Origin of the sequence: Rhodococcus jostii RHA1, from assembly GCF_000014565.1 — a bacterium.
GTDB classification, from domain to species: domain Bacteria; phylum Actinomycetota; class Actinomycetes; order Mycobacteriales; family Mycobacteriaceae; genus Rhodococcus_F; species Rhodococcus_F jostii_A.
In genome coordinates, this window is the sequence record NC_008268.1 from 5,312,566 (window position 1) to 5,339,487 (window position 26,922).

Annotated in this window: 23 protein-coding genes; 18 read left to right on the plus strand and 5 right to left on the minus strand. The window is 69.3% G+C overall.

Annotated features, from left to right (window positions below; translation table 11 throughout):
• Window positions 1-3: 3 nt before the first annotated feature.
• Window positions 4-3,288, minus strand: coding sequence for an ATP-binding protein (locus RHA1_RS24595; RefSeq protein ID WP_011597287.1), 3,285 nt, complete (start codon window positions 3,286-3,288; stop codon window positions 4-6).
• Between the two features lie 67 nt (window positions 3,289-3,355).
• Between RHA1_RS24595 and RHA1_RS24600 the strand changes: the two genes are divergently transcribed.
• Window positions 3,356-4,030 (plus strand): hemerythrin domain-containing protein, encoded by a 675-nt coding sequence (locus RHA1_RS24600; RefSeq protein WP_011597288.1) that lies wholly within the window; start codon window positions 3,356-3,358, stop codon window positions 4,028-4,030.
• On the opposite strand, the gene RHA1_RS24605 is transcribed toward RHA1_RS24600, so the two are convergent.
• Window positions 4,003-5,496, minus strand: a complete 1,494-nt coding sequence (locus RHA1_RS24605; RefSeq protein WP_011597289.1) for a phospholipase D-like domain-containing protein — start codon at window positions 5,494-5,496, stop codon at window positions 4,003-4,005. The two genes, RHA1_RS24600 and RHA1_RS24605, sit on opposite strands and share 28 nt — an antisense overlap.
• 113 nt (window positions 5,497-5,609) lie before the next feature.
• On the opposite strand from RHA1_RS24605, the gene RHA1_RS24610 reads away from it, so the two are divergent.
• Window positions 5,610-6,710 carry a lipase family protein gene (locus RHA1_RS24610; RefSeq protein ID WP_009478072.1) on the plus strand — a complete coding sequence of 367 codons (1,101 nt, stop codon included), beginning with the start codon at window positions 5,610-5,612 and terminating at the stop codon, window positions 6,708-6,710.
• Here RHA1_RS24610 and RHA1_RS24615 read toward each other — a convergent pair.
• On the minus strand, window positions 6,703-7,812 hold the full coding sequence (locus tag RHA1_RS24615) for an NAD(P)-binding domain-containing protein (protein WP_011597290.1): 1,110 nt from the start codon (window positions 7,810-7,812) through the stop codon (window positions 6,703-6,705). The genes RHA1_RS24610 and RHA1_RS24615 overlap by 8 nt on opposite strands.
• Window positions 7,813-7,955: 143 nt before the next feature.
• Here RHA1_RS24615 and RHA1_RS24620 point away from each other — a divergent pair, with 143 nt between their 5' ends.
• The 14 genes from RHA1_RS24620 (at window position 7,956) to RHA1_RS24685 (ending at window position 22,830) form a co-directional block, all read left to right on the plus strand.
• Window positions 7,956-8,687 carry an enoyl-CoA hydratase gene (locus tag RHA1_RS24620; RefSeq protein WP_005244016.1) on the plus strand — a complete coding sequence of 244 codons (732 nt, stop codon included), beginning with the start codon at window positions 7,956-7,958 and terminating at the stop codon, window positions 8,685-8,687.
• 44 nt (window positions 8,688-8,731) lie between these two features.
• Complete coding sequence (locus RHA1_RS24625) at window positions 8,732-9,847, plus strand: MBL fold metallo-hydrolase (RefSeq protein WP_192815050.1); 1,116 nt, start codon at window positions 8,732-8,734, stop codon at window positions 9,845-9,847.
• Window positions 9,848-9,897: 50 nt separating this feature from the next.
• Window positions 9,898-12,348 carry a cation-translocating P-type ATPase gene (locus tag RHA1_RS24630; protein WP_011597292.1) on the plus strand — a complete coding sequence of 817 codons (2,451 nt, stop codon included), beginning with the start codon at window positions 9,898-9,900 and terminating at the stop codon, window positions 12,346-12,348.
• A 124-nt stretch (window positions 12,349-12,472) separates the two neighbouring features.
• Window positions 12,473-12,664 carry an antitoxin gene (locus RHA1_RS24635; protein ID WP_005244012.1) on the plus strand — a complete coding sequence of 64 codons (192 nt, stop codon included), beginning with the start codon at window positions 12,473-12,475 and terminating at the stop codon, window positions 12,662-12,664.
• Between the two features lie 108 nt (window positions 12,665-12,772).
• A complete protein-coding gene (locus RHA1_RS24640) occupies window positions 12,773-14,389 on the plus strand; it encodes a Na+/H+ antiporter (RefSeq protein WP_050787372.1) in 1,617 nt (538 codons plus the stop codon).
• On the plus strand, window positions 14,386-15,633 hold the full coding sequence (locus tag RHA1_RS24645; protein WP_011597294.1) for a lipase family protein: 1,248 nt from the start codon (window positions 14,386-14,388) through the stop codon (window positions 15,631-15,633). Before RHA1_RS24640 ends, RHA1_RS24645 begins: the two co-directional genes overlap by 4 nt.
• On the plus strand, window positions 15,630-15,995 hold the full coding sequence (locus tag RHA1_RS24650) for an MmcQ/YjbR family DNA-binding protein (RefSeq protein WP_011597295.1): 366 nt from the start codon (window positions 15,630-15,632) through the stop codon (window positions 15,993-15,995). Before RHA1_RS24645 ends, RHA1_RS24650 begins: the two co-directional genes overlap by 4 nt.
• Window positions 15,992-17,200 carry a sensor histidine kinase gene (locus RHA1_RS24655; RefSeq protein ID WP_009478080.1) on the plus strand — a complete coding sequence of 403 codons (1,209 nt, stop codon included), beginning with the start codon at window positions 15,992-15,994 and terminating at the stop codon, window positions 17,198-17,200. Before RHA1_RS24650 ends, RHA1_RS24655 begins: the two co-directional genes overlap by 4 nt.
• A 33-nt stretch (window positions 17,201-17,233) precedes the next feature.
• Window positions 17,234-18,028, plus strand: coding sequence for a LytR/AlgR family response regulator transcription factor (locus RHA1_RS24660; protein WP_005244000.1), 795 nt, complete (start codon window positions 17,234-17,236; stop codon window positions 18,026-18,028).
• Window positions 18,025-18,384 (plus strand): hypothetical protein, encoded by a 360-nt coding sequence (locus RHA1_RS24665; protein WP_011597296.1) that lies wholly within the window; start codon window positions 18,025-18,027, stop codon window positions 18,382-18,384. The genes RHA1_RS24660 and RHA1_RS24665 overlap by 4 nt, the downstream gene beginning before the upstream one ends.
• 7 nt (window positions 18,385-18,391) lie before the next feature.
• A complete protein-coding gene (locus RHA1_RS24670; RefSeq protein ID WP_011597297.1) occupies window positions 18,392-20,149 on the plus strand; it encodes a sodium/solute symporter in 1,758 nt (585 codons plus the stop codon).
• 184 nt (window positions 20,150-20,333) lie between these two features.
• Entirely contained in the window at window positions 20,334-20,696 is a 363-nt protein-coding gene (locus RHA1_RS24675; protein ID WP_009478082.1) for a DUF485 domain-containing protein, read from the plus strand.
• On the plus strand, window positions 20,693-22,327 hold the full coding sequence (locus tag RHA1_RS24680; RefSeq protein WP_011597298.1) for a monocarboxylic acid transporter: 1,635 nt from the start codon (window positions 20,693-20,695) through the stop codon (window positions 22,325-22,327). Before RHA1_RS24675 ends, RHA1_RS24680 begins: the two co-directional genes overlap by 4 nt.
• A gap of 71 nt (window positions 22,328-22,398) precedes the next feature.
• Window positions 22,399-22,830, plus strand: a complete 432-nt coding sequence (locus RHA1_RS24685; protein ID WP_009478084.1) for a type II toxin-antitoxin system Rv0910 family toxin — start codon at window positions 22,399-22,401, stop codon at window positions 22,828-22,830.
• Here RHA1_RS24685 and RHA1_RS24690 read toward each other — a convergent pair whose 3' ends face one another.
• Window positions 22,831-23,745: an ABC transporter substrate-binding protein gene (locus RHA1_RS24690; RefSeq protein ID WP_029538401.1), complete on the minus strand. Its 915-nt coding sequence runs from the start codon at window positions 23,743-23,745 to the stop codon at window positions 22,831-22,833.
• Window positions 23,746-23,833: 88 nt separating this feature from the next.
• Here RHA1_RS24690 and RHA1_RS24695 point away from each other — a divergent pair, with 88 nt between their 5' ends.
• Both RHA1_RS24695 and RHA1_RS24700 read left to right on the plus strand, forming a co-directional pair.
• Window positions 23,834-26,110, plus strand: a complete 2,277-nt coding sequence (locus RHA1_RS24695; RefSeq protein ID WP_518525571.1) for an ATP-dependent DNA ligase — start codon at window positions 23,834-23,836, stop codon at window positions 26,108-26,110.
• On the plus strand, window positions 26,110-26,706 hold the full coding sequence (locus RHA1_RS24700; RefSeq protein ID WP_011597301.1) for a hypothetical protein: 597 nt from the start codon (window positions 26,110-26,112) through the stop codon (window positions 26,704-26,706). Before RHA1_RS24695 ends, RHA1_RS24700 begins: the two co-directional genes overlap by 1 nt.
• On the opposite strand, the gene RHA1_RS24705 is transcribed toward RHA1_RS24700, so the two are convergent.
• Window positions 26,656-26,922, minus strand: a complete 267-nt coding sequence (locus RHA1_RS24705; protein WP_011597302.1) for a hypothetical protein — start codon at window positions 26,920-26,922, stop codon at window positions 26,656-26,658. The two genes, RHA1_RS24700 and RHA1_RS24705, sit on opposite strands and share 51 nt — an antisense overlap.

The following is a 26,922-nucleotide window of genomic DNA, read 5'->3' on the forward strand; positions in this document are numbered from 1 at the left end:
CGGCTAGTGGCCCACTTGGAACTCGCTTGGGCGGGTCGTCACCCGGGTGCGCGCGGCCTCCACCCACGCCGGGCAACCGCAGCGTTCGGCCAGTTCGAGTGCCGCCGCGTAGTGCCTGCGGGCGTCGTCGGGGCGGCGGAGGAGCATCTCGAGGTCGCCGAGAATGGTGTCGACGGGGCCGACCGCGAACGCCGCCGTGTCGCCGCCGCCGATCTGGCCGCTGTACGGGCTCAGCTCCGCGTGCACCGAAGGCGCCTCGTCCCGCTCACCCAGACCCGCGACGACGATGCCCCGCAGCGACATCATCAGGGAATGGAAGAAGTCGCGGCGGACAGGGCGGAGGTGACGCCGGACCTCCCGCGCCCGGTCCGGTTTGCCGTTGCCGAGGAGTGCGAGGGCGTGCAGATCGGCGATCACGTCCATCGCCGCACTGTCGACGGTCTCGATCACCGCCTCGAGTTCTCCGGCGCGTCCCTCGGTGAGCCGGAGCGTGAACAGCGCGAGCGCGAAGACGCTGTCCGCGTCGAGGCCCGCCCTGGTCATCAGCTCGTGGCCGCGCACGTAGTGTCGTTCCGCCGTGGCCAGATCGCCGGTGAGGTGTGCGACCATCGCGCGGCTCATCTCCCGGGTGGCCTGCGCCTGCTGGAACTGATACCGGTCCGCCAGCTCCGACTGGATGCCCATGTGATGTTCGATCGCCGGGATGTCACCGTTGCCGGACGCGATCTCGGCCAGCAGGTGGTGGCCGAGCATGGTGAACACGGGGAGCTGTGTCCGGTCACCGATCTGGAGCAGCTCGTCGCCGATGACGTGGTGGCCGAGCGTGCTGGTCGGGGAACCGGTGCCTGCATGGACGGCGCAGAGCACCAGCCCGAGCAGCACCGGATCGTCCAGGTCACGGGCGAGAGCCTCGGCCTCCCGGACCGCGGAACCGGTGCGCTCGTGATCCTCCGCCCCGATCTCGTGGACGAGGGTGACCAGCAGCCGGCACCGCACCGCAGGTTCCAGTACCTCGTCCCGCAGCAACGCCTCGATCTGATCGACGACGGCCGCGTCCACTTCGCCGTATCGCCGATTGATCCACGGCGTCGGGGTGTCGACGAACGCGAGCGCCCGGATCGCAAGGTCGGTGCGGCCCGCGTCCCGGGCGAGGGCGAGCGCCCGGTTCCGTGAGCGGGATCCCGCCAGTCCGATGCCGGCGGCGAGTTGCGTGCGACTGAGCTCGGTGAGGATTTCGACGCGCTCGTCCACGGACGCCGCCGCGTCCGGCGGCAACCGGTCGGCCGCTCGAAGGGCGTTGTCGAGGAAGCCGATCTCCGCGTCGTGGGCGTAGCGGTCGGCGGCCTGCGCCGCGGCCGCGACATTGTGGTCGAGGGCCTGCCGTGCGGTGGCGGCCGACAGCGCCTCGGTGAAATGGTGGGCGAGTGCCGCGACATCGTGCGGCCGCAACTCCTCGAGTGCCGTCCCGACCCGGGCATGCCAGCGGCTCCTGCGCAGCCGGGTGAGGTCGGAGTAGAGCGTGTCGCGGACGAGGGCGTGCGTGAACCGGACCGTCCCGGCGCGCGGCTCGCCGAGAAGACCGGCGATCACGCCCGACTCGAGGGCGTCGAACACGGTGTCCTCGTCGACCTCGGCGGCGCGGGTGAGGACGTCGATGTCGGATTCGCGGCCCACGACCGCGGCCAGCCGCAGGACGGACACGGCGAGTTCGGGGAGACGGGCGATCCGCCTGCGCAGGACGTCCCGGACCCCCTCGGGCACCTCCGACGTGGCCACCAGCTCGCCCTCACTGGCCAGGAGTCGGGCGCTCTCCTGCAGGTAGAACGGGTTTCCACCGGTCCGGTCGGCGAGCGCGCGGAGGGTGCCGGGATCGGGGTCGCGTCCCGCCACATGCCGGATCAGCTCAGCCGAATCGTCGGGGCCGAGTCCGCCGAGGCGGATGCGGGTCGGTTGTAGCGATGCGAGATCGGCGAAGCAGCTCTCCAGGTTCGGGTCCACCTCGTCCGGGCGGAATGCGAGGAGCAGCAGGATCGGGTGCCGCTGCTGCGCGAGCCGCACGAGGATCGACAGGGTGTCCTCGTCGGCGCGGTGGACGTCGTCGAGGACGACGGCGAGAGGGCCGTGATCGCGGACGGTGCCGATGTAGTCGGCGACGGCGCGGTGCAGCAGGAACCGTCCGCTCGGATCGTCCGGCCGCGCCGCGCGCGAACGGTCGTCGGAGAGCAGGGGTGCCAGCGCGTCGGTCTCGGCGCCGGGGTCGACCGTCTCGCGCAGCGCGCGCAGGATCTCCACCCACGCCCAGGCGGGTGGGGCGCCGTCCACTTCGGGGCAGCGACCCACCGCCACCTGCCACCCCGCGGCGTGCAGTGTTCGACGGAACCGGCGCAGCAGGGACGACTTCCCCGATCCGGCGTCGCCCCCGAGGAGGACGACGGGGGTGCCGGCGTCGGTCATCAGGTCGGTCAGGCTCGCCAATTCCTCGGTGCGGCCGAGGAACCAGGTTTCCGGCGTCGTGTCGACCCGCCCGGCTGCGGGGGCGGGTGCGGGTGGAGACGGGACCGTGCCGGTGAGGATCTGTCGTTCGAGTTCGGTCAGGGCGGCACCGGGGTCGAGGCCGAGTTCGTTCGCCAGCCGGCCGCGGGCCTCGCGCAACGCGGCCAGGGCGTCGGCCTGTCTCCCACTGCGGTGCAAGGCCAGGGCGAGCAATCGCCACCCCTCTTCCCGGAGCGGGTGGTCCCGGGTGAGGGCCTGCGCGTCGAGCACGGCGCCGGCCGCATCCCCGCTCGCGACGGCCGCCGCCACCAGACGTTCGCGCGCGACCACCCGCAGTTCCTCGAGCCGGGCGATCTCGGCGAGAGCCCAGTGCTCACCGGCCACCTCGGCGAACGCCGGCCCCCGCCACAGGCTCAGCGCGTGTTCGAGATCTGCGCGCCCGGTATCGGCGGCCGACCGGATCAGGGTCTCGAATTCCCACGCATCCACACCGGACGGGGGCAGGATGAGCGCGTAACCCGGGGCCCGGCTCACCAGGACGGTGGAGTCCGCCCGGGGCGCGCGGTGCGGCTCCAGCGCGCGCCGCAGATTCGAAATGTATGCCTGAAGTGCGCCGACCGCTCGCGGTGGGGGAGCGCCGTGCCAGAGGTCGTCGATGAGCCGATCCACCGGCACCACCTCGCCGTGCGCGACGAGCAGTAGCGCGAGCACGGCGCGCTGGCGGGGGCCGCCGAGGTCCACCGTCCCCGATTCGTCCTCCGCCTCGAGCGTTCCGAGTACTCGAATACGCAGCATCGTTCAGCCAGCGTAAGCACTAGTGGCCTCCAAGTCCTCTCCAAGACGCCGAACCGACCCTGAGTGCATGACTACGTCAACTGCTCACACAGTCCGTCCCGACACCCGCGAGATGGTGGTGGTCCACAACTGCTTCCGTCGACAGTTCGCCGCGCTGCCCGCACTCGTCCGGGATGTTCCCGCCGGAGACACCGCCCGCGCCGGGGAGGTGGTGACGTTCTTCGAGGAACTCGCCACCGCCCTCCACCACCATCACACGAGTGAGGACGACCTGCTGTGGCCGAAGCTGCTCGACCGCGCGCCCACCGACGCGGCGCTGGTGCTGCGGATGGAGGAACAGCACGAACGCCTCTCCGAACTGCTGTCGCGGGCGCAGTCGCAGGGCGCCGCGTTCACGGCGGATGCGGTGGACGGCGAACCGCTGGCGAAGACACTGACCGCCCTGTCCGCCGCGCTCGACGAGCACCTCGGCGAGGAGGAACAGCGCATCCTCCCGATGGCGGAGCAGTTCATGACCCTCACCGAGTGGCAGGAGATGGGCGACCGCGGCCGCGCGTCGATCCCCAAGGACCGGCTCCTGGTGTTCCTCGGCTTCATCCTCCAGGGTGCGACCCCCGAGGAACGCCGAATGTTCCTGTCCGAGATGCCCTTCGCGGCCAGAATGGCGTGGTCGATCCTGGGCCGCCGGGCATTCCGCAAGGACTACCGGCGGATCTACCGCACCGAACCGGCCGCCTTCTGACGCCGGATCACCCTGCGTCGCAACCGGCCGCGGCTGGTCCGCTCCCAGAGGCTCGGCGGTGTGCGTTCGGGATCCATCAGTTCGTTCTCGGCAAGCGGACTGTCCTCGTCCTCGACCGTCTCCGGTTCGAACTTCTCGAGCGTCCGGCCGCCACCGCGCAACGCCTCCACGGTGCCCACGAACGACGACGTCTGTGCCAGCGTGTCCTCGAACAGTGTCGCCGGGACACCGAGGTGCTCGCAGACGAGCTGACGGCGAATGCCGAGAATGGTCTGCCGCAGCTCGTCACCGTTCGCGGTGTCGGCGGTGACCTCGACAGCCAGGTCGCACTCGGTGTCGAACCCCATCGACCGGTTGTTGAGGTTCGACGAACCCACGCGCAGGAGACGGTCGTCCATCACCAGCACCTTGGCGTGGACGTAGATCGGCTCACCGCCCGCCGTGACGGGGTAGTAGACGCCCAGCCGGTTCCCGGTATCGGCCCGCCACAGCAGGTGCAGCAACCGGCGGCGGGCGCCGTCCATGGCCTTCTGCTCGAGCCAGCCGTCGGCGTTGCGCGGCAGCACCAGCACGATCTCCGGCCCGTCCGGTTCGCGTAGTCGCTCGGCGATCGCCTCGGCGAGGGTGCGGGAGGCCAGGTACTGACTCTCGATGTACAGCGACCGCTCGGCGCCCGCGATCGCAGCGAGATACAGGGCCTCGATCTCCCGGACCTCGTCCCGGTCGGCGAGCTCCGGCAGCGTGCGTGCGATGCCCACGTCCACGGAGCGCATCGCCGGCTTCAGCCCCTCCGGCCACGGCGTCGTGCCCGCGACCTCGTCGACGGGCGCCAGATCCTGTCCCGTGGCCGCCTTCCATCGGGTGCGGGCGAGCTCGCCGATGGCCTTCGCCGCGTCCCCGTCGACGGCGGTCGTCGCGTCGTGCCACGGCCCGTACCGCTTGCCGTTCGGCTGGGTCCGGTAATGGTTGCGATCCCGATGTTCCGGGGTGTCCCACCGGTCGACGGTCATGTCTATGCCGCCGCAGAACGCGAGCGTGTCGTCGATGACGACGATCTTCTGGTGGTGGGCCGAGCCGACCGGGTGGGCGGCGTCGAGTTCGAAGTGCAGGCGGCGGTCGGTCACCCAGTTGACCACGAAGATCGGTGTCATGCCGCGACCGATCGCGGTGAAGGCCCCGATGTTCCATTTGAGCAGGTAGATGTCGAGATCCGGGCGTTCCCGCGTCAGCCAGGCCAGGAACCGGCCGAGCTGGTTGGGGCCGTCGAGCGTCTTCTCGTCCGGCTCGAACTTGATCCTCGTGTCGAAGTCCCAGCCGATGAGGATGATGCGCCTGCGAGCCTGCAGCATCGCGGACTTGGCATGGCGGAAGTAGTCCGCCGCATCGACGATGCACGCGAGACGATCGGCGTGGGCAACCTGCCAGCACGTGTCGCCGGGAGTCAGGATCGTGCCGTCGTCGCTCATGTCTTTTCGGTTCTCCCCGTCGCGTTCGTCCGCCCCCCTGCGGGTGGCCGATTCACAGTACTGCGCCACCCCCACACAGCTACCGTTGAGAGGTGCGGAGGTGGTGGCGCATCGTGGCGTTGCTCGCACTGGTCAGCGTGCTGTGGGCACCAACTGTCGGTGCGGATCCGCTGCGGGCCGGATCGAGCCCCGGCACGGTCGTCGCCTCGTCCGAATTGCCGGCGGAGCTCTGGCTCCGCGGAACCGGCAGTGCCTACCGGATGACGTACCTGACCACCGACCGGCACGGCATCACCCCGTGCACCGGGATGGTGTTCGTGCCGCCCGGTGCACCGCCCGCCGGGGGCTGGCCCGTCATCGCGTGGGCGCACGGAACGGTCGGGGACTCCGACGCCGACGCACCCTCCGCGACCGGGGTCGACAAGGAATCCTCCGACTACGTGAGCAGTTGGCTGCAACTCGGTTACGCCGTGGCCGCCACCGATTACGTGGGCCTGGGTACCCCCGGGGTGCCGCCCTACCTCGACGGGAAGGTGGCCGGGCGCAGCGTCGTGGACTCCGTGCGCGCCGCCCGCGAGGTCGACGCCGATCTTTCCGCCACGTGGATGGCGGTCGGGCTGTCCCAGGGCGGGCAGGCCGCGGTGTTCGCCGCACACGCCGCCACGACGTACGCGCCGGAACTCGACTACCGCGGGGCAGTCGCGAACGGGGTGCCGTCGAACATCGAGATGGTGGCGAACTGGAGCGGTCCCTCATTTCCGCCGCAGGGTCTCGCCGGACTCACCGTGTACATCTCGTACCTGATCGCCGGGGTCCGTGACGCGTATCCGGAGCTGGACATCGACAGCTACCTGACCCCGGTCGGGAAGCAGTTCGTCGACGCCGCGCCCGAAGTGCCGTTCCGGCAGTTCGCGGCCATGACCCGGAACGTGTCGGTGGCGCAGATGTTGTCGCGGGCACTCGACGTCCCGGCGCTGCAGGACGCGTTGCGGGAATACCTCGCGGTCCCGGTCGCGGGGTACGACCGTCCGCTGCTGCTCGTGCAGGGGGTCACCGACGCGTCGGTGCCGATCCCGCTGACGGAGAAGCTCGTCTTCGAGATGCACAGTGCGGGAACGAATCTCGATTACCGGGTGTACTCGGGTGGTCACTTCGGCAGCATGTACCAGGCCGGCCCCGACCAGGCGGCGTTCGTCGCCTCCCTGATCAGGTAGGGCGCGCTGATCCGGCCGACAGGCCGAGGTGCCGGGTGAGTTCGCGGGCCGCGGCCTGCCCGGCCCGGTTCGCGCCGATCGTCGACGACGACGGGCCGTAGCCCACGAGATGAATCCGCGGATCCGACGCCACCTGGGTGGCCAGGCGTCCGGTCATCGTGATCCCACCGCCCGGCCCGCGCAGCCGCAGCGGGGCGAGGTGATCGAGTGAACTGCGAAAACCGGTGCACCACAAGATGACATCGACCTTCAGTTCGCGGCCGTCGGGCCAGCGGACGCCGTCCGCGGTGATCTCACCGAACATCGGTTGCCGCGCCAGCACCCCGCGTTCGCGGGCGGCGCGGATCGCAGGCGTCACGGGCAGTCCCGTCACCGACACCACCGAGCCCGGCGGCAGCCCGCGACGGACCCGGTCCTCGACGAGAGCGACGGCGGCGCGGCCGATCTCGGGCGTGAACGGCTCGTCCCGGAACTCCGGTGGGCGGCGCGTCACCCACGTGGTGGTCGTGACGCGGGAGATCTCGTCCAGCAACTGCACCGCCGAGATGCCGCCGCCCACGACGAGGACGTGCTGTCCTGCGAAGTCCTGCGCCGAGGAGTAGTCCTTGGTGTGCACCTGGCGGCCGGTGAACGACTCGGCGCCGGGGTACCGGGGAATGAAGGGACGTTCCCACGTACCCGTCGCGTTGATCAGACCGCGGGCCGACACGACGCCGCGGTCGGTCTCGATCCGCAGCCGCTCGTCGCGGGCACACACCACCCGCGTGTGCACGGGACGGTGCACCGGCAGTTCGAACTGCTTCTCGTATGTCGCGAAGTACTGGGGAACCGCGCTCGCCGCATGCACCAGCGCGGCCTCCGGGTCGTTCGGGTCCACGCCGATCGTGTCGGCGAAGCCGAGCCCGGGAAGGTCGTGGACACCGTTGACGGTGCTGAGTGTCAATGACGGCCACCGGAACTGCCACGCGCCGCCGGGCCCCGGGGCGTGATCGAGCACCACGAAACCGGACTCCGGTTCCACCCCGAACCTGCGCAGATAGTAGGCGGCAGACAACCCCGCCTGCCCCGCGCCGATCACGGCCACGTCCACTTCGCTGTTCATGTCGGTCCTCACCTCCACCCTCACAACTACCGGAGAGGCTCGTGTGTTCCGGCCGATTCGAATGTGGTTGGCTGACAGGTGTCCAGTCGGGTGGGCGGGGGAAAATTGTCAGTGGACAGCAATCACGAAGAAAGCGAGTGGACATGATCGGGACGAGTCGTGACGGCGACGTCTTCACCCTCGAACTGCAACGCCCCGACCGTCGCAATGCGTTGAACACCGAGATCTGCGAACTCCTGCGGGAGGAAACCGAGAAGTCCGTCACCGACGGCGCGCGGGTGATCGTCCTCACAGGGCAGGGCAGCGCGTTCTGCGCCGGCGCCGACCTGTCGGGCGACGTGTACGCCGACGGATTCACGGACACCCTGCTCGAGATGCTCCACACCATCGACTCGGTGCCCGTCCCCGTCATCGCCGCGATCAACGGCCCCGCGATCGGTGCGGGCAGCCAGCTGGCGCTCGCCGCGGATCTGCGTGTGGTCGCTCCCGAGGCGCGCTTCGCCATCCCGGCCGCCAAGCTCGGCATCTCCGTGGACCGGTGGACGGTGCACCGTCTGGCCGCCCTGATCGGCGGCGGACCGGCGCGAACGATCCTGCTCGGCGCGGAAGAGGTCGGGGCCGACGAGGCGCTCGCGCACGGCCTCGCCAACAAGCGTGGCGACCTCGCCGTCGCGCAGCAGTGGGCGCACTCGATCGCGCGTCTGGCGCCGCTGTCGCTGCAACACCTCAAAATGGTGCTCAACGACGACGGCACCCAGAGCCCGCCGCCGCCCGAGCAGCTCGCTGCGTTGCATGCGGCGTGGAAGAGCTACGACGCGCAGGAAGCGCGCGCGGCACGCGCCGAGAAGCGTCCGCCGGTGTTCCGGGGTCAGTAGCCGCTCGCCGCACCTTTCCCGCACGCGTGGTTACAGTTGTCGGGGTGAAAGCGAAGAACGCTGTGACGACAGTTCTGGCCACCGCCGCCCTCGGGTGGCTGACGCGGGCCGCGTGGGGGCTTCCGTCTCAGATCGGTGCGTCGCGGGCCAAGGTGCGCCCGTACGCCGCGACGTCGCCGCGGTACCGCGACCGGCAGTTCCACAACACCGATCCGAGCAGCACGATGATGCCCGGATCGGAGACCGGGATCGTCAAGGCACTGATCACGCGGGGCGCCGCGGGCCGCCCGCGCAGGCCGATCCCGCTCGCGACACCCCTCGCGCCCGTCGAGGCCGCCGACGTCGCCGTCACCTGGTACGGCCATTCGAGCGTGCTCGTCGAGGTCGACGGGTACCGGGTGCTGGCCGACCCGGTGTGGAGTGATCGGGTGTCGCCGTCCGCGATTCTCGGCCCGTCCCGCATGCACCCGACCCCGGTGCCGCTGGCCGACCTGCCCGTTCTGGATGCCATCGTCATCTCGCACGACCACTACGACCACCTCGACATGGCCACCGTGCAGCAACTCGCCGCCACCCAGAAGGCGCCGTTCGTCGTTCCGGTCGGGCTCGGTGCGCACCTGCGGCAGTGGCGGGTGCCGGAGGAGCGGATCGTGGAACTCGACTGGGACGAGTCGACCACACTCGGCGACCTCACGCTCACGTGCACCGAGGCCCGGCACTTCTCCGGCCGCGGGCTGGTGCGGAACACCACCCAGTGGGCGTCGTGGGTGCTCGCCGGACCGAACCGGAAGGTGTTCTTCGGCGGCGACAGCGGGTACACGCCGCGGTTCGCCGACCTGGGCCGCCGATACGGTCCGTTCGATCTCACACTCCTGCCCGTCGGCGCCTACGACACGCGGTGGGCCGACATCCACATGAACCCGGAGGAGGCGGTGCAGACCCACGCCGACCTCAACGCCGGCGACGCCCGCCGCGGACTGCTGGTTCCGGTGCACTGGGCCACGTTCAATCTCGCGTTCCATTCGTGGTCCGAGCCGATCGTCCGGTTGCTCGCCGCCGCGCAGGAGAAGGGCACCCCGGTGGCCGTGCCGATGCCCGGACAGCGGGTCGACGCGTTGAAGCCGACGGCCCAGACACCGTGGTGGTCCGCGCTCGGCTGAGTCCGGCGCGCATCCCCTCGGAGCGAAGACTCGTTGCGTAGCCTTTGACCATGGCATACGACGAAACGGGCACCGACAGCGTTGCAGTCGTCGCAGTGGAGGGGCTGACGGCCGCCCAGGTGGCGGAGCGGGTGGCGGCCGGCAAGACCAACGACGTTCCCGATCGGGCCAGCCGATCGGTACGCGACATCGTGCGCGCCAACGTGTTCACCCGGATCAACGCGATCCTCGGTGTCCTCCTGATCATCGTGCTGGCCACCGGTTCGATCATCGACGGCATGTTCGGCCTGCTGATCCTCGCGAACAGCGGGATCGGCATCATCCAGGAAGTGCGAGCCAAGCGGACCCTCGACAAGCTCGCGATCGTCAGCCAGACCAAACCGGTGGTGCGCCGCGACGGTGCCGCGGTCGCGATGGCACCCCGGGAGGTCGTGCTCGACGACATCATCGAGCTCGGCGCCGGCGACCAGATCGTCGTCGACGGTGTGGTGGTGGAGGCGATGTCCCTCGACGTCGACGAATCCCTCCTCACCGGTGAAGCCGACCCCGTGCACAAGGACGCCGGCCAGCAGGTGCTGTCGGGAAGTTTCGTCGCGTCCGGCAGCGGCTGTTACCGCGCCACGAAGGTCGGAAGCGACGCGTACGCCGCCAAACTCGCGGACGAGGCCAGCAAGTTCACGCTGGTGCACTCGGAATTGCGCAGCGGCATCGACAAGATCCTGAAATTCATCACGTATCTGATGATTCCGGCGGGACTGCTGATCATCTACAACCAGTTGTTCTCCAGCGGCGAGTCGATCCGGCCTGCGCTGAGCGGGATGGTGGCCGCGCTGGTCCCGATGGTCCCCGAGGGACTGGTGCTGATGACGTCGATCGCGTTCGCGGTCGGGGTGGTCCGGCTCGGTCAGCGGCAGTGCCTCGTGCAGGAGCTGCCCGCCATCGAAGGTCTCGCGCGCGTCGACGTGGTGTGCGCCGACAAGACCGGAACGCTCACCGAGAACGGCATGCGGCTGTCCGAACTGCGCTGCGCCGACAGCGCCGACACCGCACCGTCCCGTGCGGCCCTCGCCGCGATGGCGGCGTCCGACCCGCGGCCGAACGCCAGCGTCCTCGCGATCAAGGAGGCGTTTCCCGACGACCCCGGGTGGGGTGACGCCACGGCGGAGGCGCCGTTCTCGTCTGCCAGGAAGTGGAGCGGGCAGTCGTACGGCGCCCACGGCAACTGGGTCCTCGGTGCGCCGGACGTGCTGCTCGACCCCGGCAGCGACATGGCCCGGCAGGCCGAGGCAGTGGGGTCCTCGGGACTGCGGGTGCTCCTGCTCGGCAGTTGCGACGTCCCGGTCGACCACCCCGCGGCGCCGGGTGCGATCACCCCGCGCGCGCTGGTGATCCTGGAGCAGCGGGTGCGTCCCGACGCCCGCGGGACCCTCGAGTACTTCGCGAGCCAGAACGTCACGGTGAAGGTCATCTCGGGGGACAACGCCGTGTCGGTCGGTGCGGTGGCCGGATCGCTCGGACTGCCCGGCGGCGACCGTCCCGTCGACGCCCGCGAACTGCCCGACGACCGCGACGCCCTCGCCGAGACCCTGGAAACGTCCACCACGTTCGGCCGCGTGCGCCCCGATCAGAAGCGGGAGATGGTGGGGGCTTTGCAGTCTCGCGGGCACACGGTCGCGATGACGGGCGACGGTGTCAACGACGTGTTGGCCCTCAAGGACGCCGACATCGGGGTGTCGATGGGCTCGGGCAGCCCCGCCACCCGCGCGGTGGCGCAGATCGTGTTGCTGGACAACAAGTTCGCCACCCTGCCCTACGTGGTGGGTGAGGGCCGCCGGGTGATCGGCAACATCGAACGCGTCTCGAACCTGTTCCTCACCAAGACCGTGTACTCGGTGTTGCTGGCGTTCCTCATCGGCATTACCGGTGTGCTGTCGCAGATCTTCCACTTCGAGCCCGTGCCGTATCCGTTCCTGCCGCGGCACGTGACGATCGCCGCCTGGTTCACCATCGGCATTCCCGCGTTCATCCTGTCGCTGGCCCCGAACAACGAGCGGGCGCGCTCCGGGTTCGTGCCGCGCGTGATGCGTCTCGCCGTGCCGTCGGGTGTGATCATCGGTGTCACGACGTTCATTTCGTATCTTCTCGTGTACGCGGGACCGGATCAGACGGAGACAGAGAAGGTCCAGGCGGGCACGTCGGCGCTGATCACGCTCATCATGATCGCGCTGTGGGTGCTGGCCGTGGTCGCGCGGCCGTACGTGTGGTGGAAACTGGTGCTGATCTTCGGATCCGTAGCGGGATATCTCATCCTGTTCGCGTTGCCGTTCACACGGGAGTTCTTCAAGCTCGATCCGACCGACATCGGAGCCACGACCTCCGCTCTCGTGTGCGGGCTCGTGGGAGTGGTTCTCGTCGAAATCGGTTGGTGGGTGACGGGCCGCCTGCACGGTGAGCATCGCCGCCTGTTCGCTGCGCCGGAAGACCTGCCGGGCGTGCACTGACGCGAATACCGCTCGCGACGATTCGAACGGTTGGCGTCGCCGAGCCAATGCTGTGAGACTGGGTGTACGGCGAGTGATCGAACTCGGTCGGAATGCGTGCGCATGCACCGGAGGAGGAAGAACGATGAGTTTCGTCGACACACTGAAGGGCCTGCTGGGCAAGGGGAGGGAAGCCGCTTCGCAGAACGCGGACAAGGTTCACGGCGCCATCGACAAGGCCGCCGACGTCGCGGACAGCAAGACCGGCGGCAAGTACAGCGACAAGATCGACAAGGCCGCCGACGCGGCGAAGAAGGCTGTTCCTCCGAAGGAGTGAACTCTTCTCACACACTGACGCGCCTGGGCCCCGGTTCTCGGACCGGGGCCCACACGCGTCTTCGGAGATGACCCGCACACGGCGGGCAGGCGCGGCAGAATCGGTGTCGTGAACGGCGTCCTCGTGCTCCTCGTCATCATCGCGGCCATTGCCGTGACGAGTTTCGCGAAGCGCCGCGACCTCCAGGCGCCGCTGGTGCTCGTGACCATCGGGTCGGTGGCGTCGTTCATCCCCGGGATGCCGCGGCTCGAACTGGACCCGGACGCCATCCTCGGTGTGGTGCTGCCGCCGCTGCTGTACTCCGCGGCGCTCAAGTTCTCGGTGGCCACGTTCCGGCGTCACCTCGCACCGATTCTCCGGCTGGGGATCTTCACCGTCCTGGCGACCGCCATCGGGGTGGCCTTCTTCGCCAACTGGCTGGTCCCCGAATTCACCCTCGGCGCCGCGCTGGTCCTCGGCGCCGTCGTCGCGCCGACCGACGCGGTCAGTGCCGTCGCGGTCGGCCGCAGGCTCGGCCTGCCGAACCGGGTGATCGCAATCCTCACCGGCGAGGGACTCGTCAACGACGCCACCGCGCTGACCCTGTTCACCGTCGCCGTCTCCGCCGTCGTCGGGGCCGCGATCCCGGTCCATCCCGTCGTGTTCTTCGGCTACGAGGTGGTCGGCGGGGTCCTGATCGGACTGGTGCTCGCGAAGATCGTCGAGTGGGTGCGCCATCGCATGTACGATTCCCCGCTGGAAACGGTACTGGGGCTGATGCTCCCGTTCGTCGCGTACCTCGCCGCCGAGGAGGTGCACGCGTCCGGCGTGCTGTCGGTGGTCGCCGCGGGGTTCCTGATGGGGCACAAGGCCACCGACGCCTCCGTGGCCACCCGCATCCAGGAGCGGTCGCTGTGGGAGAGCGTCGATCTCCTGCTCGAGATGTTCGTGTTCGCCTACATGGGACTGCAACTGAAGTTCGTCATCGACGACGTCCGCGACCAGGGCCTACCGGTTCACCACGTCTTCTTCTACGGCTTCGCGGTCCTCGCCGTGGTCATGGCGATACGGCCGGCGTGGATCCTGCTGCACTGGCTCCGCCGTCGAGTCGGGCTGGCAATCGAGCCGCCGGGAGGCTCGGTGGCACTCGGGTGGCGGGAAAGCCTCGTCGTGTCCTGGGCGGGGATGCGCGGGGTCGTCACACTCGCCGCCGCGTCCGGTGTGCCCGTGGTGATCGCGAGCGGACAGCCGTTTCCGGGACGCGAGGTGATCCAGGCGATCGCGTTCGTCGTGGCCGTCGGCACGCTACTGATCCAAGGTGCCACCATGCCGCTGCTGATCCGGAAACTCGACCTGGCGGATCCCGGCGAACGCGAGCGCGAGGAGGAACAGGTGAAACTGGCGCGCGCGATCTCCCGCGACGCCGGCGAACGGGCGCTCGTCGAATTCACCGAACACCCGCCGGAGGGAATCGGCCGAGCCGACCTGACCGACATCCTCGAACGGGTGCGGCGGTCGATGCGGGCCAGGCTCCAGGCCGAGGAGGCGGAGGACGGCGCGGAGAAGCAGCGCGCAGGCGCACTGTTCGACCACTACCGTCGCGCCGCCCTGCGCGCGCAGCGCGAGGCGATCATCGCCGCCCGCGACGCGGGAACGCTCGACGACGAGGTGATGCGTAGCGTGTTGGAAGGCCTCGATGTGGAGGAGGCAGCAGCCGAGGAGCGGGTGCGGAGACGTCGCGAATGAGGTGTGAGGTGGGTGTGCGTCCGGTGCGAACCGCCGTGGTCGCCCTTGTCGCTGTCGTGGCGCTGACCGCCTGCACCACGGACGAGGCGTCCCCGAGTCCGTCTCCTACGAGCTCGGTGGCCGCTGATTCCGGTCCTGTCGGCTCTCCGGCGCCGACCGGCGATCAGCGTGGCGCGCTCACCAGCCGGGAGCCGGTGCCCGACATCGATCCGGCGATTACCGCCCTCGGCGCGACCGCCACCCGCGTCGTCTACCGGTCGACGTCCGGTGTCGACGGCGGCGGCGCGGAGGTCGTGGGCACCGTGTTCACTCCGGCCGGCCCCGCACCGGACGGCGGCAGGCCCGTCGTCACGGTCGGGCACGGCACCACGGGTGTCACCGACGAGTGCGCTCCCTCGTCGTCACCGACCCTGCTGGGCACGACGAACCTCGTCCGCCCGCTGCTGCAACGGGGCTACGTCGTGACCGTCACCGACTACCAGGGACTCGGCACCGACGGCCCGCATCCCTACCTCGAACCCGACACCGCCGCCTACGACCTGATCGACGCGGTCCGGGCGGCGCGCAACGTGGTGCCGGAGGCGTCGACGCGCTGGGCGGCGATCGGGGTCTCGCAGGGTGGTCAGGCGTCGTGGTCCGCGGCCGAGCACGCCGAGAACTACGGCGACGGGCTCGAGTTCGTCGGCTCGGCGAATCTCTCACCCGCGGCCGATCTGTCGGGGATCGTCGCCGACGGGACCGTCGAACCATTGTCGTTGCCGCAGAAGATGTTCCTTCCCTACCTCCTCGAGGGACTGAAGGTGGTGCACCCCGAGCTGAATCCGGACGACTACATGCGCGGCGCCCTCGCCGCCACGCCCGACGTCACGCTGTCGTGCGTCGCCGCGAAACTCCCCGAGAAGTGGACGGTGGCAACCCAACTCGCCCCGGCCGACACGGGACCGCGGACGGAGGCCGACGCCGAGCGCATGCGAGGATGGCTCGAGGACGTCGCCCTGCCGAAGAACGGCGCGGGCGGGCCGATGCTCGTCGTGGTGGGGGAGCGGGACAACCTCATTCTGCCGCAATGGACTTCGCAGGCCGTCGACCGCGCGTGCGCACTCGGCGACGTCGTCGAGTTCGACTCCCGGCCCGGGGAAGGGCACGCCGACGGGCGCTCCGTCCCCGCCGCGATGCAGTGGATCGCCGACCGCTTCGCCGACGTGCCCGCCCCCGACACGTGTCCCGAGGGAGGAACACCGTGAAGAAAGCCGACCTCGAACGGCTGCGGACCCTGTGCCTCGCCCTGCCCGAGGCGACGGAACGGGTCAGCCACGGCGAACCGGCGTGGTTCGTCCGCAAGGCGCCGCAGTTCGCGTCACTCGCCGACCGCCACCACGACGACCGGGTGGCGTTCTGGGCGGCGGCTCCGCCGGGCGCGCAGCAGGATTGGGTGCAGCGTGACCCCGGCAGGTTCTTCGTCCCGCCGTACGTCGGGGGACGCGGGTGGATCGGCGTCTATCTCGACGTCCCGCAGGACTGGGACGACGTCGGCGACATCGTCGAGGACGCCTACCGCGCCCTCGCCCCGAAAACCCTGATCGCCCGACTGGTCGACGGCGAATGACGGGAACCGTCGTCGCCGTCGTCGCGTTGCTCGTCCTCGTTCCCGTCGTCGCGTTCACTGCCGTGTGGCTGCGCGCCCGGCGCGAGCTGACGACACCCACCGAACGGGCCGTTCACACGACCCTCCACACGGCGTCGCTGGCGGCGCGGCCGTTGCGGCGGGGGCTGGACGAGATGTCGGCGGAGGAGGCCGCGCCGCACTTGCGCCAGCTGACCGGCGCGCAGGCGCTGGGCGTTTTCGACGCCGCCGGTGACCTCCTCGCGTGGAGCGGACCCCACGAGGCCATGACCGAACAACTGCACGACGCGGCCGCCCGCGCCGTCGACGGGGAGCGCCGGGTGCTCGTCGCCTACGGCGGCCTCGTCCGGGGCGCAGGCGACGACGCGGTGCGAGGGTTGATCGCCCAGCCCCTGCTCATCGAGGCCATCGGCGTGGTCGGGGTGCTCGGCATCGTCACCACGGAAGACCCCGGTCCGGGCATGCTCGGCGCCGTCACGGAGGTCGCCCGGTACGCGTGCAGCCAGATCGAACTCGCCGACCTCGACGCGTCCCGCGCCCGACTCGACCGCGCCGAGGTCCGCGCGCTGCGCGCACAGATCAGCCCCCATTTCATCTACAACGCGCTGAACACGGTGGCGTCGTTCGTCCGCACCGACCCCGATCGCGCCCGGGAACTGATCCTCGAGTTCGCCGACTTCACGCGGTACTCGTTCCGTTCGGCGGGGGAGTTCACCCTGCTCGCCGACGAACTGCGCAACATCGACCGGTACCTCACTCTCGAGCGCGCCCGGTTCGGCGACGCCCTCGCGGTGAAATTGCAGGTGGCGCCGGAGGTGCTGAACGTGGTGCTGCCGTTCCTCGCGCTGCAACCGCTGGTCGAGAACGCGGTGCGGCACGGGATCGCCGCCAAACCGGACGGCGGCACCGTCAGCATCGTCGCCGCCGACGAGGGCACCGACTGCGTGATCAGCGTCGAGGACGACGGCGTCGGCATGGATCCCGAACTGCTGCGGTCGGGGTCGCTGGACTCGGTCGCCGAGACGTCGGGGGTGAAGGAGGCGGCGCACGTCGGGCTCGCCAACGTCGACGACCGCCTGCGCGCCGCGTTCGGCAACGACTACGGACTCGTGGTGGAGACCGCGCCCGGTGCGGGCACCAAGGTGAGCATGCGCGTCCCGAAGTTCCGGCGGGGGATCTCGACATGAACGGGGAGGGTCCGTGCGACGATTGCTGTCGTTGTGAACCACACTGACGACAAGTCTCCGGACGCACCCCTCACCGTGCTGGCCGTCGACGACGAGAAACCCGCCCTCGACGAGCTGGCGTTCCTGCTGCGCGCCCAGGACGCGGTCGGGGACATCCGGACCGCGGGCGATGCCACCACGGCGCTGCGCATCCTCCGGGACGGGGAGATCGACGCCGTCTTCCTCGACATCAACATGCCCGGACTCGACGGTCTCGAACTGGCCGGGATCCTCGCGAACTTCGCGTCCCCGCCGCAGGTGGTGTTCGTGACCGCCCACGACGACCGGGCCGTCGCCGCATTCGACCTCGGCGCCGTCGACTATCTCCTCAAACCCCTGCGCGAGGAACGGCTGGCGGAATCCGTGCGCCGCATCGTCGAGGGGCGCCGCAGGCGGGTCGACGCCGGACCGGCCGCCCCCACCGACGAGGTGATCCCGGTCGAACTCGGCGGCATCACCACGCTCGTCCACCGGTCCTCCGTCGAGTGGGTCGAAGCGGACGGCGACTACGCCCGCCTGCACACCGCGGACGGCTCCCACCTCGTCCGCATCCCCATCTCGGCGCTGGAGACGCGCTGGGCGGACGCCGGGTTCCTGCGGGTCCACCGCTCGTACCTCGTCGCGTTGCCGCGGGTCACCGGAATCCGGACCGTCGGCAACGGTCTCGTCGTGTGCCTCCGCGCGCACGGCGACCACCCGCCCGTTGAACTGCCCGTCAGCCGCAGGCACACCCGGATGCTCAAGGACCGGCTGGTCCGGGCGCCGAAGCAAACGTGGACCGCGCGATGAGTTCGCCCGAGCGGGTGCGGGTCGTCCTCGCCCAGCGCCGCGGTGCTCGGATCGTCCGCACCCGCGTCGAGGTGCAGGAACAGACCGCGGTCGGGGACGCGATGATCCGGGGGCTCGTGCGCACCCAGCTCGTGCTGGCCATCCGGCTCGCGCTCCTCGCGGCGTGCCTGCTGTGCGCGGTGCCGCTCGTGATGTTCCTGTTCCCGGCGTTGTCCGACGTGGCGGTGCTGGGGATCCGGCTGCCGTGGGTGGTGCTCGGGGCGCTCGTGTACCCGGTGCTCCTGACCACCGGCTGGATCTACGTGCGGCAGGCCGAGCGCAACGAACAGGAATTCGCCGACCTGGTGGACGACTGAGCCTCCCGTGACCCCCGAACAACCCATTCCCTGGCTGACCCTGGCCGGGCTCGCCGCCGCCGCCATCGCGACTGTGGCCATCGGTATCTACGGAGTGCGGTTGGCGCGCACCACCTCCGACTTCCTCGTCGCGTCCCGCAGCGTCGGACCGCGGTGGAACGCCGCCGCCATCTCCGGCGAGTACCTCTCGGCCGCATCCTTTCTCGGCGTCGCCGGCCTAATCGCGAAATACGGTGCGGACGCCCTCTGGTACCCGATCGGGTTCACGGCCGGCTACCTCGGGCTGCTGCTGTTCGTCGCCGCACCGCTGCGACGCTCCGGCGCGTACACGGTGCCCGACTTCGCCGAGTTCCGGCTCGGCTCCCGCCGGCTCCGCACCCTGGCGATGCTCGTCGTCGCCGCCGTCTGCGCGCTGTACCTCGTCCCGCAACTCCAGGGCGCGGGACTGACCCTGAACATCCTGCTCGGGGTGCCGAGCTGGGTCGGCGCCGTCGTCGTCGGGCTCATCGTCATCGCCAACGTGGTGGGCGGCGGCATGCGGTCCATCACGTTCGTCCAGGCCTTCCAGTACTGGCTGAAACTCACCGCGGTCGCGATCCCGGCGCTCGTGCTGTCGGTGTACTTCTTCGGCGACCACCACGAGCTGGGCGCCGCCGCACCACCCACCGTGAGCGAGCAGACCACCGTCGACATCACCACCGACGTCGTCGTGCAGGTGTCCGAACCGGTGACGGTCGGCGGGTCGGGGACGATCGACGGGGTCCCGGCCAGCGGGGACGTTCGCCTCGAGCCGGGCGAGCACCACCTCGGCGAGGGCACTTCGATGACCCTCGAGGCGGGCGCACCGGTACCCGTGGTCGCGGGCGCTCCCGCCGACAACTCCGACTGGATCGCCCCCGGCTGGGGGTTCGGCGGCGACCACCCGATGTACCAGGTGTACTCGCTGATCCTCGCCACGTTCCTCGGCACGATCGGGCTGCCGCACGTGCTCGTCCGGTTCTACACCAACCCCGACGGGCGGGCCGCACGGCTGACGTCGCTGGCCGTCGTCGGGCTGCTCGGAGTGTTCTACCTGTTCCCGACGCTGCTCGGGGTGTTCGCGCGGCTGTACGTGCCGCAACTGCTCATCACCGGCACGTCCGACGCCGCGGTCCTGCTGCTGCCCGGCTCCGTGATCTCCGGGTGGGCCGGGCAACTCCTCGCCGCGCTCGTGGCGTCCGGGGCCATCGCGGCGTTCCTGTCCACGTCGTCCGGTCTGCTCGTCAGCATCGCCGGGGTGCTCAGCACCGACGTCCTGCGCGGACGGGTCCGGGACTTCCGGATCGCCGCAGTCCTGGCCGGGGCGGTGCCGCTGGTGCTGTCGCTGGCGGTGACGTCGCTGGACCTGTCGCGCACGGTGGGGCTGGTGTTCGCGGTCGCGGCGTCGACCCTCTGCCCGCTGCTCGTGCTCGGCATCTGGTGGCGTGGTCTGACCGCCGCCGGGGCGGGTGCCGGGATGGTCGCAGGCGGGCTCGTCGCCGGCTGTGCCGCCGGGATCTCGGTGCTCGGCGGCTTCACCGTCGACGTCTGGAACGGCTGGCCCGCGGCGATGGTCGCGTATCCGGCCGCCGTCAGCGTTCCGCTGGCCTTCGTCACGATGGTGCTGGTCAGCAAGGTGACCAAGCGTCAGATTCCCGCCGACGTCAGCCGGATCTTCACCCGCATGCACGCCCCCGAACGCCTCGACGTGGGCTCCGACCGCGAGAGGGAGCTCCGCTCCCCGTGAGTGCTTGACGAGTCCCTGCACTCCTCGAGCACGCACGGGTGGCGGAGCCGCTTGTCGCGGTCGGGTGACCGTTCGGCGCACAGTCCCGCAGCTCGCCGTGTGACAGATGCCACAACCTGTTTCTGTGACTCAACTCTCACTAACGTCGGTAGCCAGTTCACTTCACACGACCAAGGAGTCTGCAGTGACCACAGCCGATCTCAGTGAGGGCGCACCGCAGAAGCGGCGCGCTCCTGATGCGCAAGCCTTCGTAGACATGCAGGCGAGCCCGGAGTTCCAGGAGTTGCGACACCGCCTGCGTAGTTTCGTCTTCCCGATGACGGCGTTCTTCCTCGCCTGGTACGCGGCGTACGTCCTGCTGGCCACCTACGCGGCCGAGTTCATGGCCACCAAGGTGATCGGCAACATCAACCTCGGCATCATCCTCGGTCTCGGCCAGTTCGTGACCACGTTCGTGATCACCGCGCTGTACGTCAAGTTCGCCAACCGGGAACTCGACCCGCGCTCCGCCGCGATCCGCGACGAGCTGGAAGGACCCCTCAAGTGATCACCACGCTCGCAGTCGGCACCGACGTCGGCAACCCGCTCCTCAACATCGCCATCTTCGTGGCATTCGTCGTGATCACGATGACCATCGTGATCCGGGCGAGCCGCACCACCAAGAAGGCCTCGGACTTCTACACCGGCGGCGGTCAGTTCTCCGGACCGCAGAACGGTTTCGCCATCGCCGGCGACTACCTGTCGGCCGCCTCGTTCCTCGGCATCGCCGGCGCCATCGCCGTCTACGGCTACGACGGATTCCTGTACTCGGTCGGCTTCCTCGTCGCCTGGCTGGTGGCCCTGCTGCTTGTCGCGGAACTGCTCCGTAACACCGGCCGGTTCACGATGGCGGACGTGCTGAGCTTCCGCCTCAAGCAGCGTCCCGTGCGGATGGCCGCGGCGCTGTCCACGCTGGTGGTCTCGCTGTTCTACCTGCTCGCGCAGATGGCAGGAGCCGGCGGACTCGTCGCCCTGCTGTTGAACATCGACGGCAAGGTCGGTCAGGGCGTCGTCGTCGCGGTCGTCGGCGTGTTGATGATCGTGTACGTGCTCGTCGGCGGCATGAAGGGCACCACCTACGTGCAGATGGTCAAGGCGGTCCTGCTGGTCGCCGGTGCGGGCATCATGTTCTTCCTCGTGCTGTTCGCGGTGCGCGGCAACTTCTCCCAGCTGCTCGCCGACGCCCAGGCGACGGTCAGCACTTCCACGAACGAGGCCATCGCGGGCCGCGACATCCTCGCTCCCGGCGCCAAGTACGGCATCAGCTCGATGAGCAAGCTCGACTTCATCTCGCTCGGCATCGCACTCGTCCTCGGCACGGCGGGCCTGCCGCACGTGCTGATGCGGTTCTACACCGTCCCCACCGCCAAGGAAGCCCGCCGCTCGGTCACCTGGGCGATCGGACTGATCGGCGCGTTCTACCTGTTCACGCTCGTCCTCGGCTACGGTGCCGCCAAGATGGTCGGCCCCGACGTCATCCTCGCAGCACCCGGCAAGGAGAACGCGGCGGCGCCGCTGCTCGCGTTCGAACTGGGCGGCACCATCTTCCTGGCGATCATCTCCGCGGTCGCGTTCGCAACGATCCTCGCGGTCGTGGCGGGGCTGGCGATCACGGCGTCCGCGTCGTTCGCCCACGACATCTACGCCAGCGTCATCAAGCGCGGACACGCGTCGGAGGAGTCCCAGGTGCGGGTTTCCCGGATCACCGTCGTCGTGATCGGTCTCGTGTCGATCGTCCTCGGCATCTTGGCCATGGGCCAGAACATCGCGTTCCTGGTGGCGCTCGCCTTCGCGGTGGCCGCCTCGGCCAACCTGCCGACGCTGCTGTACTCGCTGTTCTGGAAGAAGTTCAACACCACCGGCGCCCTGTTCAGCATCTACGGCGGCCTCGTCAGCTGCCTCCTTCTGATCGCGTTCTCCCCGGCCGTGTCCGGCAAGCCGTCGTCGATGTTCCCGAACGCCGACTTCGACTACTTCCCGCTCGCCAACCCGGGCATCGTCTCCATCCCGCTGGCGTTCGTTCTCGGCATCGTCGGCACCTATATCGGCCGCGGCAAGGCGGAGGATCCCGCCAAGCAGGCCGAGATGGAGGTCCGCTCTCTCACCGGTGTCGGTGTGGAGAAGGCCGTCTCCCACTGATGCCTTCGGCCTGTGAGTACTTATCAACCGCCCGCGGTTAATAAGTACTCACAGGCCGTTAGGCTGCACCAATGGCGAAACTCACGGTCAAGACCGATGTTCCCCTCAGCCCCCAGGACACCTGGGACAAGGCCTCGAATCTGCAGGACTTCGACAAGTGGTTCGTGGTCCACGACGGCTGGCGCGGCGAACTTCCCGAGACCCTCACGGCCGGAACCGAGATCAGTTCCGTCGTGACGGTCAAGGGACTCCGCAATCGCGTGAAGTGGACGATCAAGGAGTACGACGCCCCGAACCGCATCGTTCTCAAGGGTGACGGCAAGGGCGGCGTGAAGCTCGGAATGGTGCTCGACGTCAAGGCGAAGGGTGATGCGTCCGAGGTGGCGTTCACCATCGAACTCGGTGGCGCACCGCTGTTCGGGCCCATCGGCTCAGGTGTCGCGAAGGCGCTGAAGGGCGACATCGAGAAGTCCCTGAAGACGTTCGTCGAGCTATACGCCTGATCAGTCGAGGACGTGCGCGCCGCCGGTGTCGGTGATCCACTCGGCGGCAAGGGCGTCCAGCGTCCCGTCGGCGTAGAGCGAATCGACGGCCGCCGAGACGCACGCGGTGAGCGGACTGTTCTTCTCCAGCACGAGGCCGAAGAATTCGGTGACGGCGTTGGGGCGCGGGAACTGCCCGACGAGGACACTGTCCTTCACCTCGTTGGCGGTGATCTGAAATCCGGTCGGGATGTCGACCACCAGTGCGTCGATGTCGCCCGCGGCCAGGGCTGCCTTGGCGTCGTCGGTGGTGGTGAAACTGACCGGTGTCTGGCGGGGCTGCACGGTCTGGGTGATGGCGTCGAAACTGGTGGACCCCACCTGCGCCCCGAGACGGAACGGCGCGAGGTCGGCGAGCGACTTGGCTCGCGCAGCGGGAGAGTTCTTCAGCGCCAGCACCGACTGCGTGACGGCGTAATAGGGCGAACTGAAATCGACCGTCTCGCGCCGGGTGTCGACGATCGTGAACTGGTCGATGGCGAAATCGAAGTTCTTCTCGCCGGGCGCCAGCGCGTCGTTGAATGCGACGGTCTCGAATTGCACCTGGTCCGGACCGTATCCCAGCTTCTCGACCACTTCCCGGGCGACGGCGCCCTCGTAGCCCTTGCCGTTGGACGGGTCACCGTCGACGAACCACGGCTGGTACGACGGACTGTCGGTGGCGATGGTGACCACGCCGTCCCGCGCGGTGACGCCGCTACCGGGGGCGCAGTCGCCGACCGCGCGGGTGGACGGAAGTTTGGTGAACGCTTCGGGAATCGTCGAGGCTTCGGCCTGGGCGTCGACCTCCGACGCGGTGTCGGTGGAGCAGGATCCGGCGAGCAATGTCAGTGCAGCGGATATCGCGGCGACGGCTGTCTTGGGACCTCGGTGCACCACGCCATCTTGCCTGGCGGGTGGCGATCCGGCCAGCGAAGCGGCCGCGCGGCGCACAATATGTATGTATCGGCGGAGGGAGGCGCGCGTGGCCACTGCGGGAACCCGGCAACTGACGGTCGACGGACATCGCCTGTCCCTGACCAATCTCGGCAAGGTCCTCTACCCGGAATCGGAAACGACGAAGGGCGAGGTCATCGACTATTACACGCGGATCGCCCCCGCCATGCTCCCGCACGTCGTCGACCGCCCCGCCACCCGTAAACGCTGGCCCAACGGGGTGGACAGCGAGCCGTTCTTCGAGAAGAACCTCGCGGCCTCCGCACCGGCGTGGTTGGAGCGCCGTGCACTCGAGCACTCGGATCGGTCGGTGCACTATCCGCTCCTGAACTCGGTCGCGGCCCTGGCGTGGGCGGGGCAGCAGGCCGCACTCGAACTGCACGTGCCGCAGTGGCGGTTCGACGGACCACATCGGGGTCCCGCCACCCGGATCGTCTTCGACCTCGACCCCGGTCCCGGTGTGGGCCTGGTCGAATGCGCGGAGGTGGCACGGGCCGTGCGCGACCTGGTCGCGAACCTCGGCTGGACCGCGTACCCGGTCACCAGCGGCAGCAAGGGTATTCATCTGTACGTGCCGCTCGACCGGAAGCTGGACGGTTCGGGCGCGTCGACCGTCGCGAAGCAGGTGGCGACGGGACTGGAGAAGCTGCGGCCCGAACTCGTCACCGCCACCATGGCCAAGGCGGTGCGCGCGGGAAAGGTCTTCGTCGACTGGAGCCAGAACAATCCGTCCAAGACCACCATCGCGCCGTATTCGCTGCGGGGGCGCGCCCAGCCGTATGTCGCGGCGCCGCGGAGCTGGGACGAACTCGACGACCCCGACCTACGGCAGCTGCGGTTCGAGGAAGTGCTCGAACGGTGGGAGTCGGACGGCGACCTGCTCGCCGGACTCGATCCGCCGATCGAGAACGACGCCACCCTCGCCGAGTACCGCCGCAAGCGTGATCCCGGACGGACACCCGAGCCGATGCCGGACACGGTGCAGCCAGGGGAGGGCAACAGCTTCGTCATCCAGGAACATCACGCCCGGCGTCTCCACTACGATCTGCGGCTCGAACGCGAGGGGGTGCTCGTGTCGTGGGCGGTGCCGAAGAACGTGCCGACGACGACGGGGGAGAACCGGCTCGCGGTGCACACCGAGGATCACCCGCTCGAATACCTCACGTTCTCCGGGACCATCCCGAAGGGCGAGTACGGCGGCGGCGAGATGGCCATCTGGGACACGGGAACGTATGACACCGAGAAGTGGCGGGACGACGAGGTGATCGTCCAGTTGCACGGCGAGCAGGTGGAGGGCCGGTTCGCGCTGATCCGCACGAAGGGCGACCAGTGGCTGATGCATCTGATGAAGGATCAGACCCCGGGTGGGTCGCACACGTCCGAACTGCCGCGGGGACTGTCGCCGATGCTCGCGAGCCCCGGCACCCTCGACGGACTGGACGCCGACGAGTGGGCGTTCGAAGGAAAGTGGGACGGGATCAGGGTGATCGCCGAGATCAGTGGCGGCGAGCTGAAGCTGACGAGCCGGGCGGGCAACGACAAGACCCGCGACTACGCCCGATTGGGTTGGCTGGCAGACGCTCTCGGCGACCACGAGGTGGTCCTCGACGGTGAAGTGGTCGCGTTCGACGAGCGGGGTGTCGCGAACTTCGGCCTCCTGCAGCAGGGCAACGAGCCGCACTTCCTCGCGTTCGACGTGCTGTATCTCGACGGAGTGTCGTTGTTACGCAAGAAGTACACCGACCGGCGCCGCGTCCTCGAAGCCCTGGCGGCCAAGGTGGACGACCTGGTCGTTCCGCCGCAACTGCACGGGTCCGCGCAGGACGCTCTGGACGAGAGCCGCGGCAAGGGCTGGGAAGGTGTCGTGGCCAAACGCCGCGAGTCAGTGTACTTGCCGGGCAAGCGGGGGTCGAGCTGGATCAAGGTGAAGAACTGGCGCACACAGGAAGCCGTGATCGGCGGGTGGCGCCGGGGTCAGGGCGGGCGGTCCACGGGAATCGGGTCGGTCCTGCTCGGCGTTCCCGAGGACGGTGGGCTGCGCTACATCGGGCGCGTCGGAACCGGCTTCACCGAACGGGATCTGCAGGAACTCGCATCTACCCTGGGGCCGCTGGAAACAGACACCAGTCCGTTCGTCGAAGACCTGCCCACCGCCGACCGCAAGGGGGCCGTGTGGGTCACCCCGACACTGGTGGCGGAGGTGCGGTTCATGGATTGGACCGGCTCGAAGAGACTGCGGCACCCCAGCTGGCGTGGGCTCAGGGACGACAAGGCACCCGAGGACGTCGAAGTGGAGGTCTCGTGATGACCGGTATCCGATTCCAGTCGACCCCGGAGAACGAGATCCCCGTCTCCGTGCCGGTCGGCACCGTGCTGGCCCGCACCGAGTCGCTCGTGCTGTGGCTGACCGACGTTCACGTGTACAGCTGTGGTGTCGAATTCACGATCCAGGCACGCAGACCCGAGTCCACGGTGCTGCTCGACATGTTCGGCTTCGGCAAACCCGCGTCGGCGAAGAGCAGCGGGCCGTTTCTGTTCGGAATCGAGTACGCGGACGGCAGTGTGTTCACGAACCTTCCCGGCGCTCGCATGACCGACGGCCTGCACGGCGGGGCAGGGCGCGGCGGACCGCTCACCGCGGACAAGACGTATTTTCTCCAGCCGCTCCCGCCGCCGAAACGCTGGTCGATGATCACGGCGTGGCCCTACTTCGGGGTTCCGGAATCTCGGACCGACCTCGATTCCGCCGTCTTCGCCGAAGCCGCCGAGCGGGTGGAGACACTGTGGCCGGAACCGGTTCACGCGCTCGTCGAGGCACCGGACGGTCGACAGCAGCCGCCGGAACTCGAGTTACCGCCAGGGGGCTGGTTCGAATGGGCCGGCCGACGCGGTGTCGAATGACCCGGGCGGTTCCTGTGTCGGGGTGTGCAGCGCCGGGGGTGTGAAGACCGGTAGGGGCGCGGACGTCGTGTCCTCGTCCTGGTGCCGCTCGGAGACACTCACCTCGGCGGTCGGTGACGCCGTGCCGCCGGCGACGGCGATCCCGGCGGCTCCGACGACCGAGAGGACGAAGGCCGCGCCCCCGCCGATCGCGATACGGGTCTTGGTGTGGGACAT

Coding starts and splice junctions, on each gene's coding strand:
- RHA1_RS24655 (WP_009478080.1), top strand. CDS start 15,992: ATGACGGGAACCGTCGTCGCCGTCGTCGCGTTGCTCGTCCTCGTTCCC.
- RHA1_RS24700 (WP_011597301.1), top strand. CDS start 26,110: ATGACCGGTATCCGATTCCAGTCGACCCCGGAGAACGAGATCCCCGTC.
- RHA1_RS24615 (WP_011597290.1), bottom strand. CDS start 7,812: ATGAACAGCGAAGTGGACGTGGCCGTGATCGGCGCGGGGCAGGCGGGG.
- RHA1_RS24595 (WP_011597287.1), bottom strand. CDS start 3,288: ATGCTGCGTATTCGAGTACTCGGAACGCTCGAGGCGGAGGACGAATCG.
- RHA1_RS24645 (WP_011597294.1), top strand. CDS start 14,386: ATGAGGTGTGAGGTGGGTGTGCGTCCGGTGCGAACCGCCGTGGTCGCC.
- RHA1_RS24600 (WP_011597288.1), top strand. CDS start 3,356: ATGACTACGTCAACTGCTCACACAGTCCGTCCCGACACCCGCGAGATG.
- RHA1_RS24665 (WP_011597296.1), top strand. CDS start 18,025: ATGAGTTCGCCCGAGCGGGTGCGGGTCGTCCTCGCCCAGCGCCGCGGT.
- RHA1_RS24635 (WP_005244012.1), top strand. CDS start 12,473: ATGAGTTTCGTCGACACACTGAAGGGCCTGCTGGGCAAGGGGAGGGAA.
- RHA1_RS24630 (WP_011597292.1), top strand. CDS start 9,898: ATGGCATACGACGAAACGGGCACCGACAGCGTTGCAGTCGTCGCAGTG.
- RHA1_RS24620 (WP_005244016.1), top strand. CDS start 7,956: ATGATCGGGACGAGTCGTGACGGCGACGTCTTCACCCTCGAACTGCAA.
- RHA1_RS24685 (WP_009478084.1), top strand. CDS start 22,399: ATGGCGAAACTCACGGTCAAGACCGATGTTCCCCTCAGCCCCCAGGAC.
- RHA1_RS24705 (WP_011597302.1), bottom strand. CDS start 26,922: ATGTCCCACACCAAGACCCGTATCGCGATCGGCGGGGGCGCGGCCTTC.
- RHA1_RS24605 (WP_011597289.1), bottom strand. CDS start 5,496: ATGAGCGACGACGGCACGATCCTGACTCCCGGCGACACGTGCTGGCAG.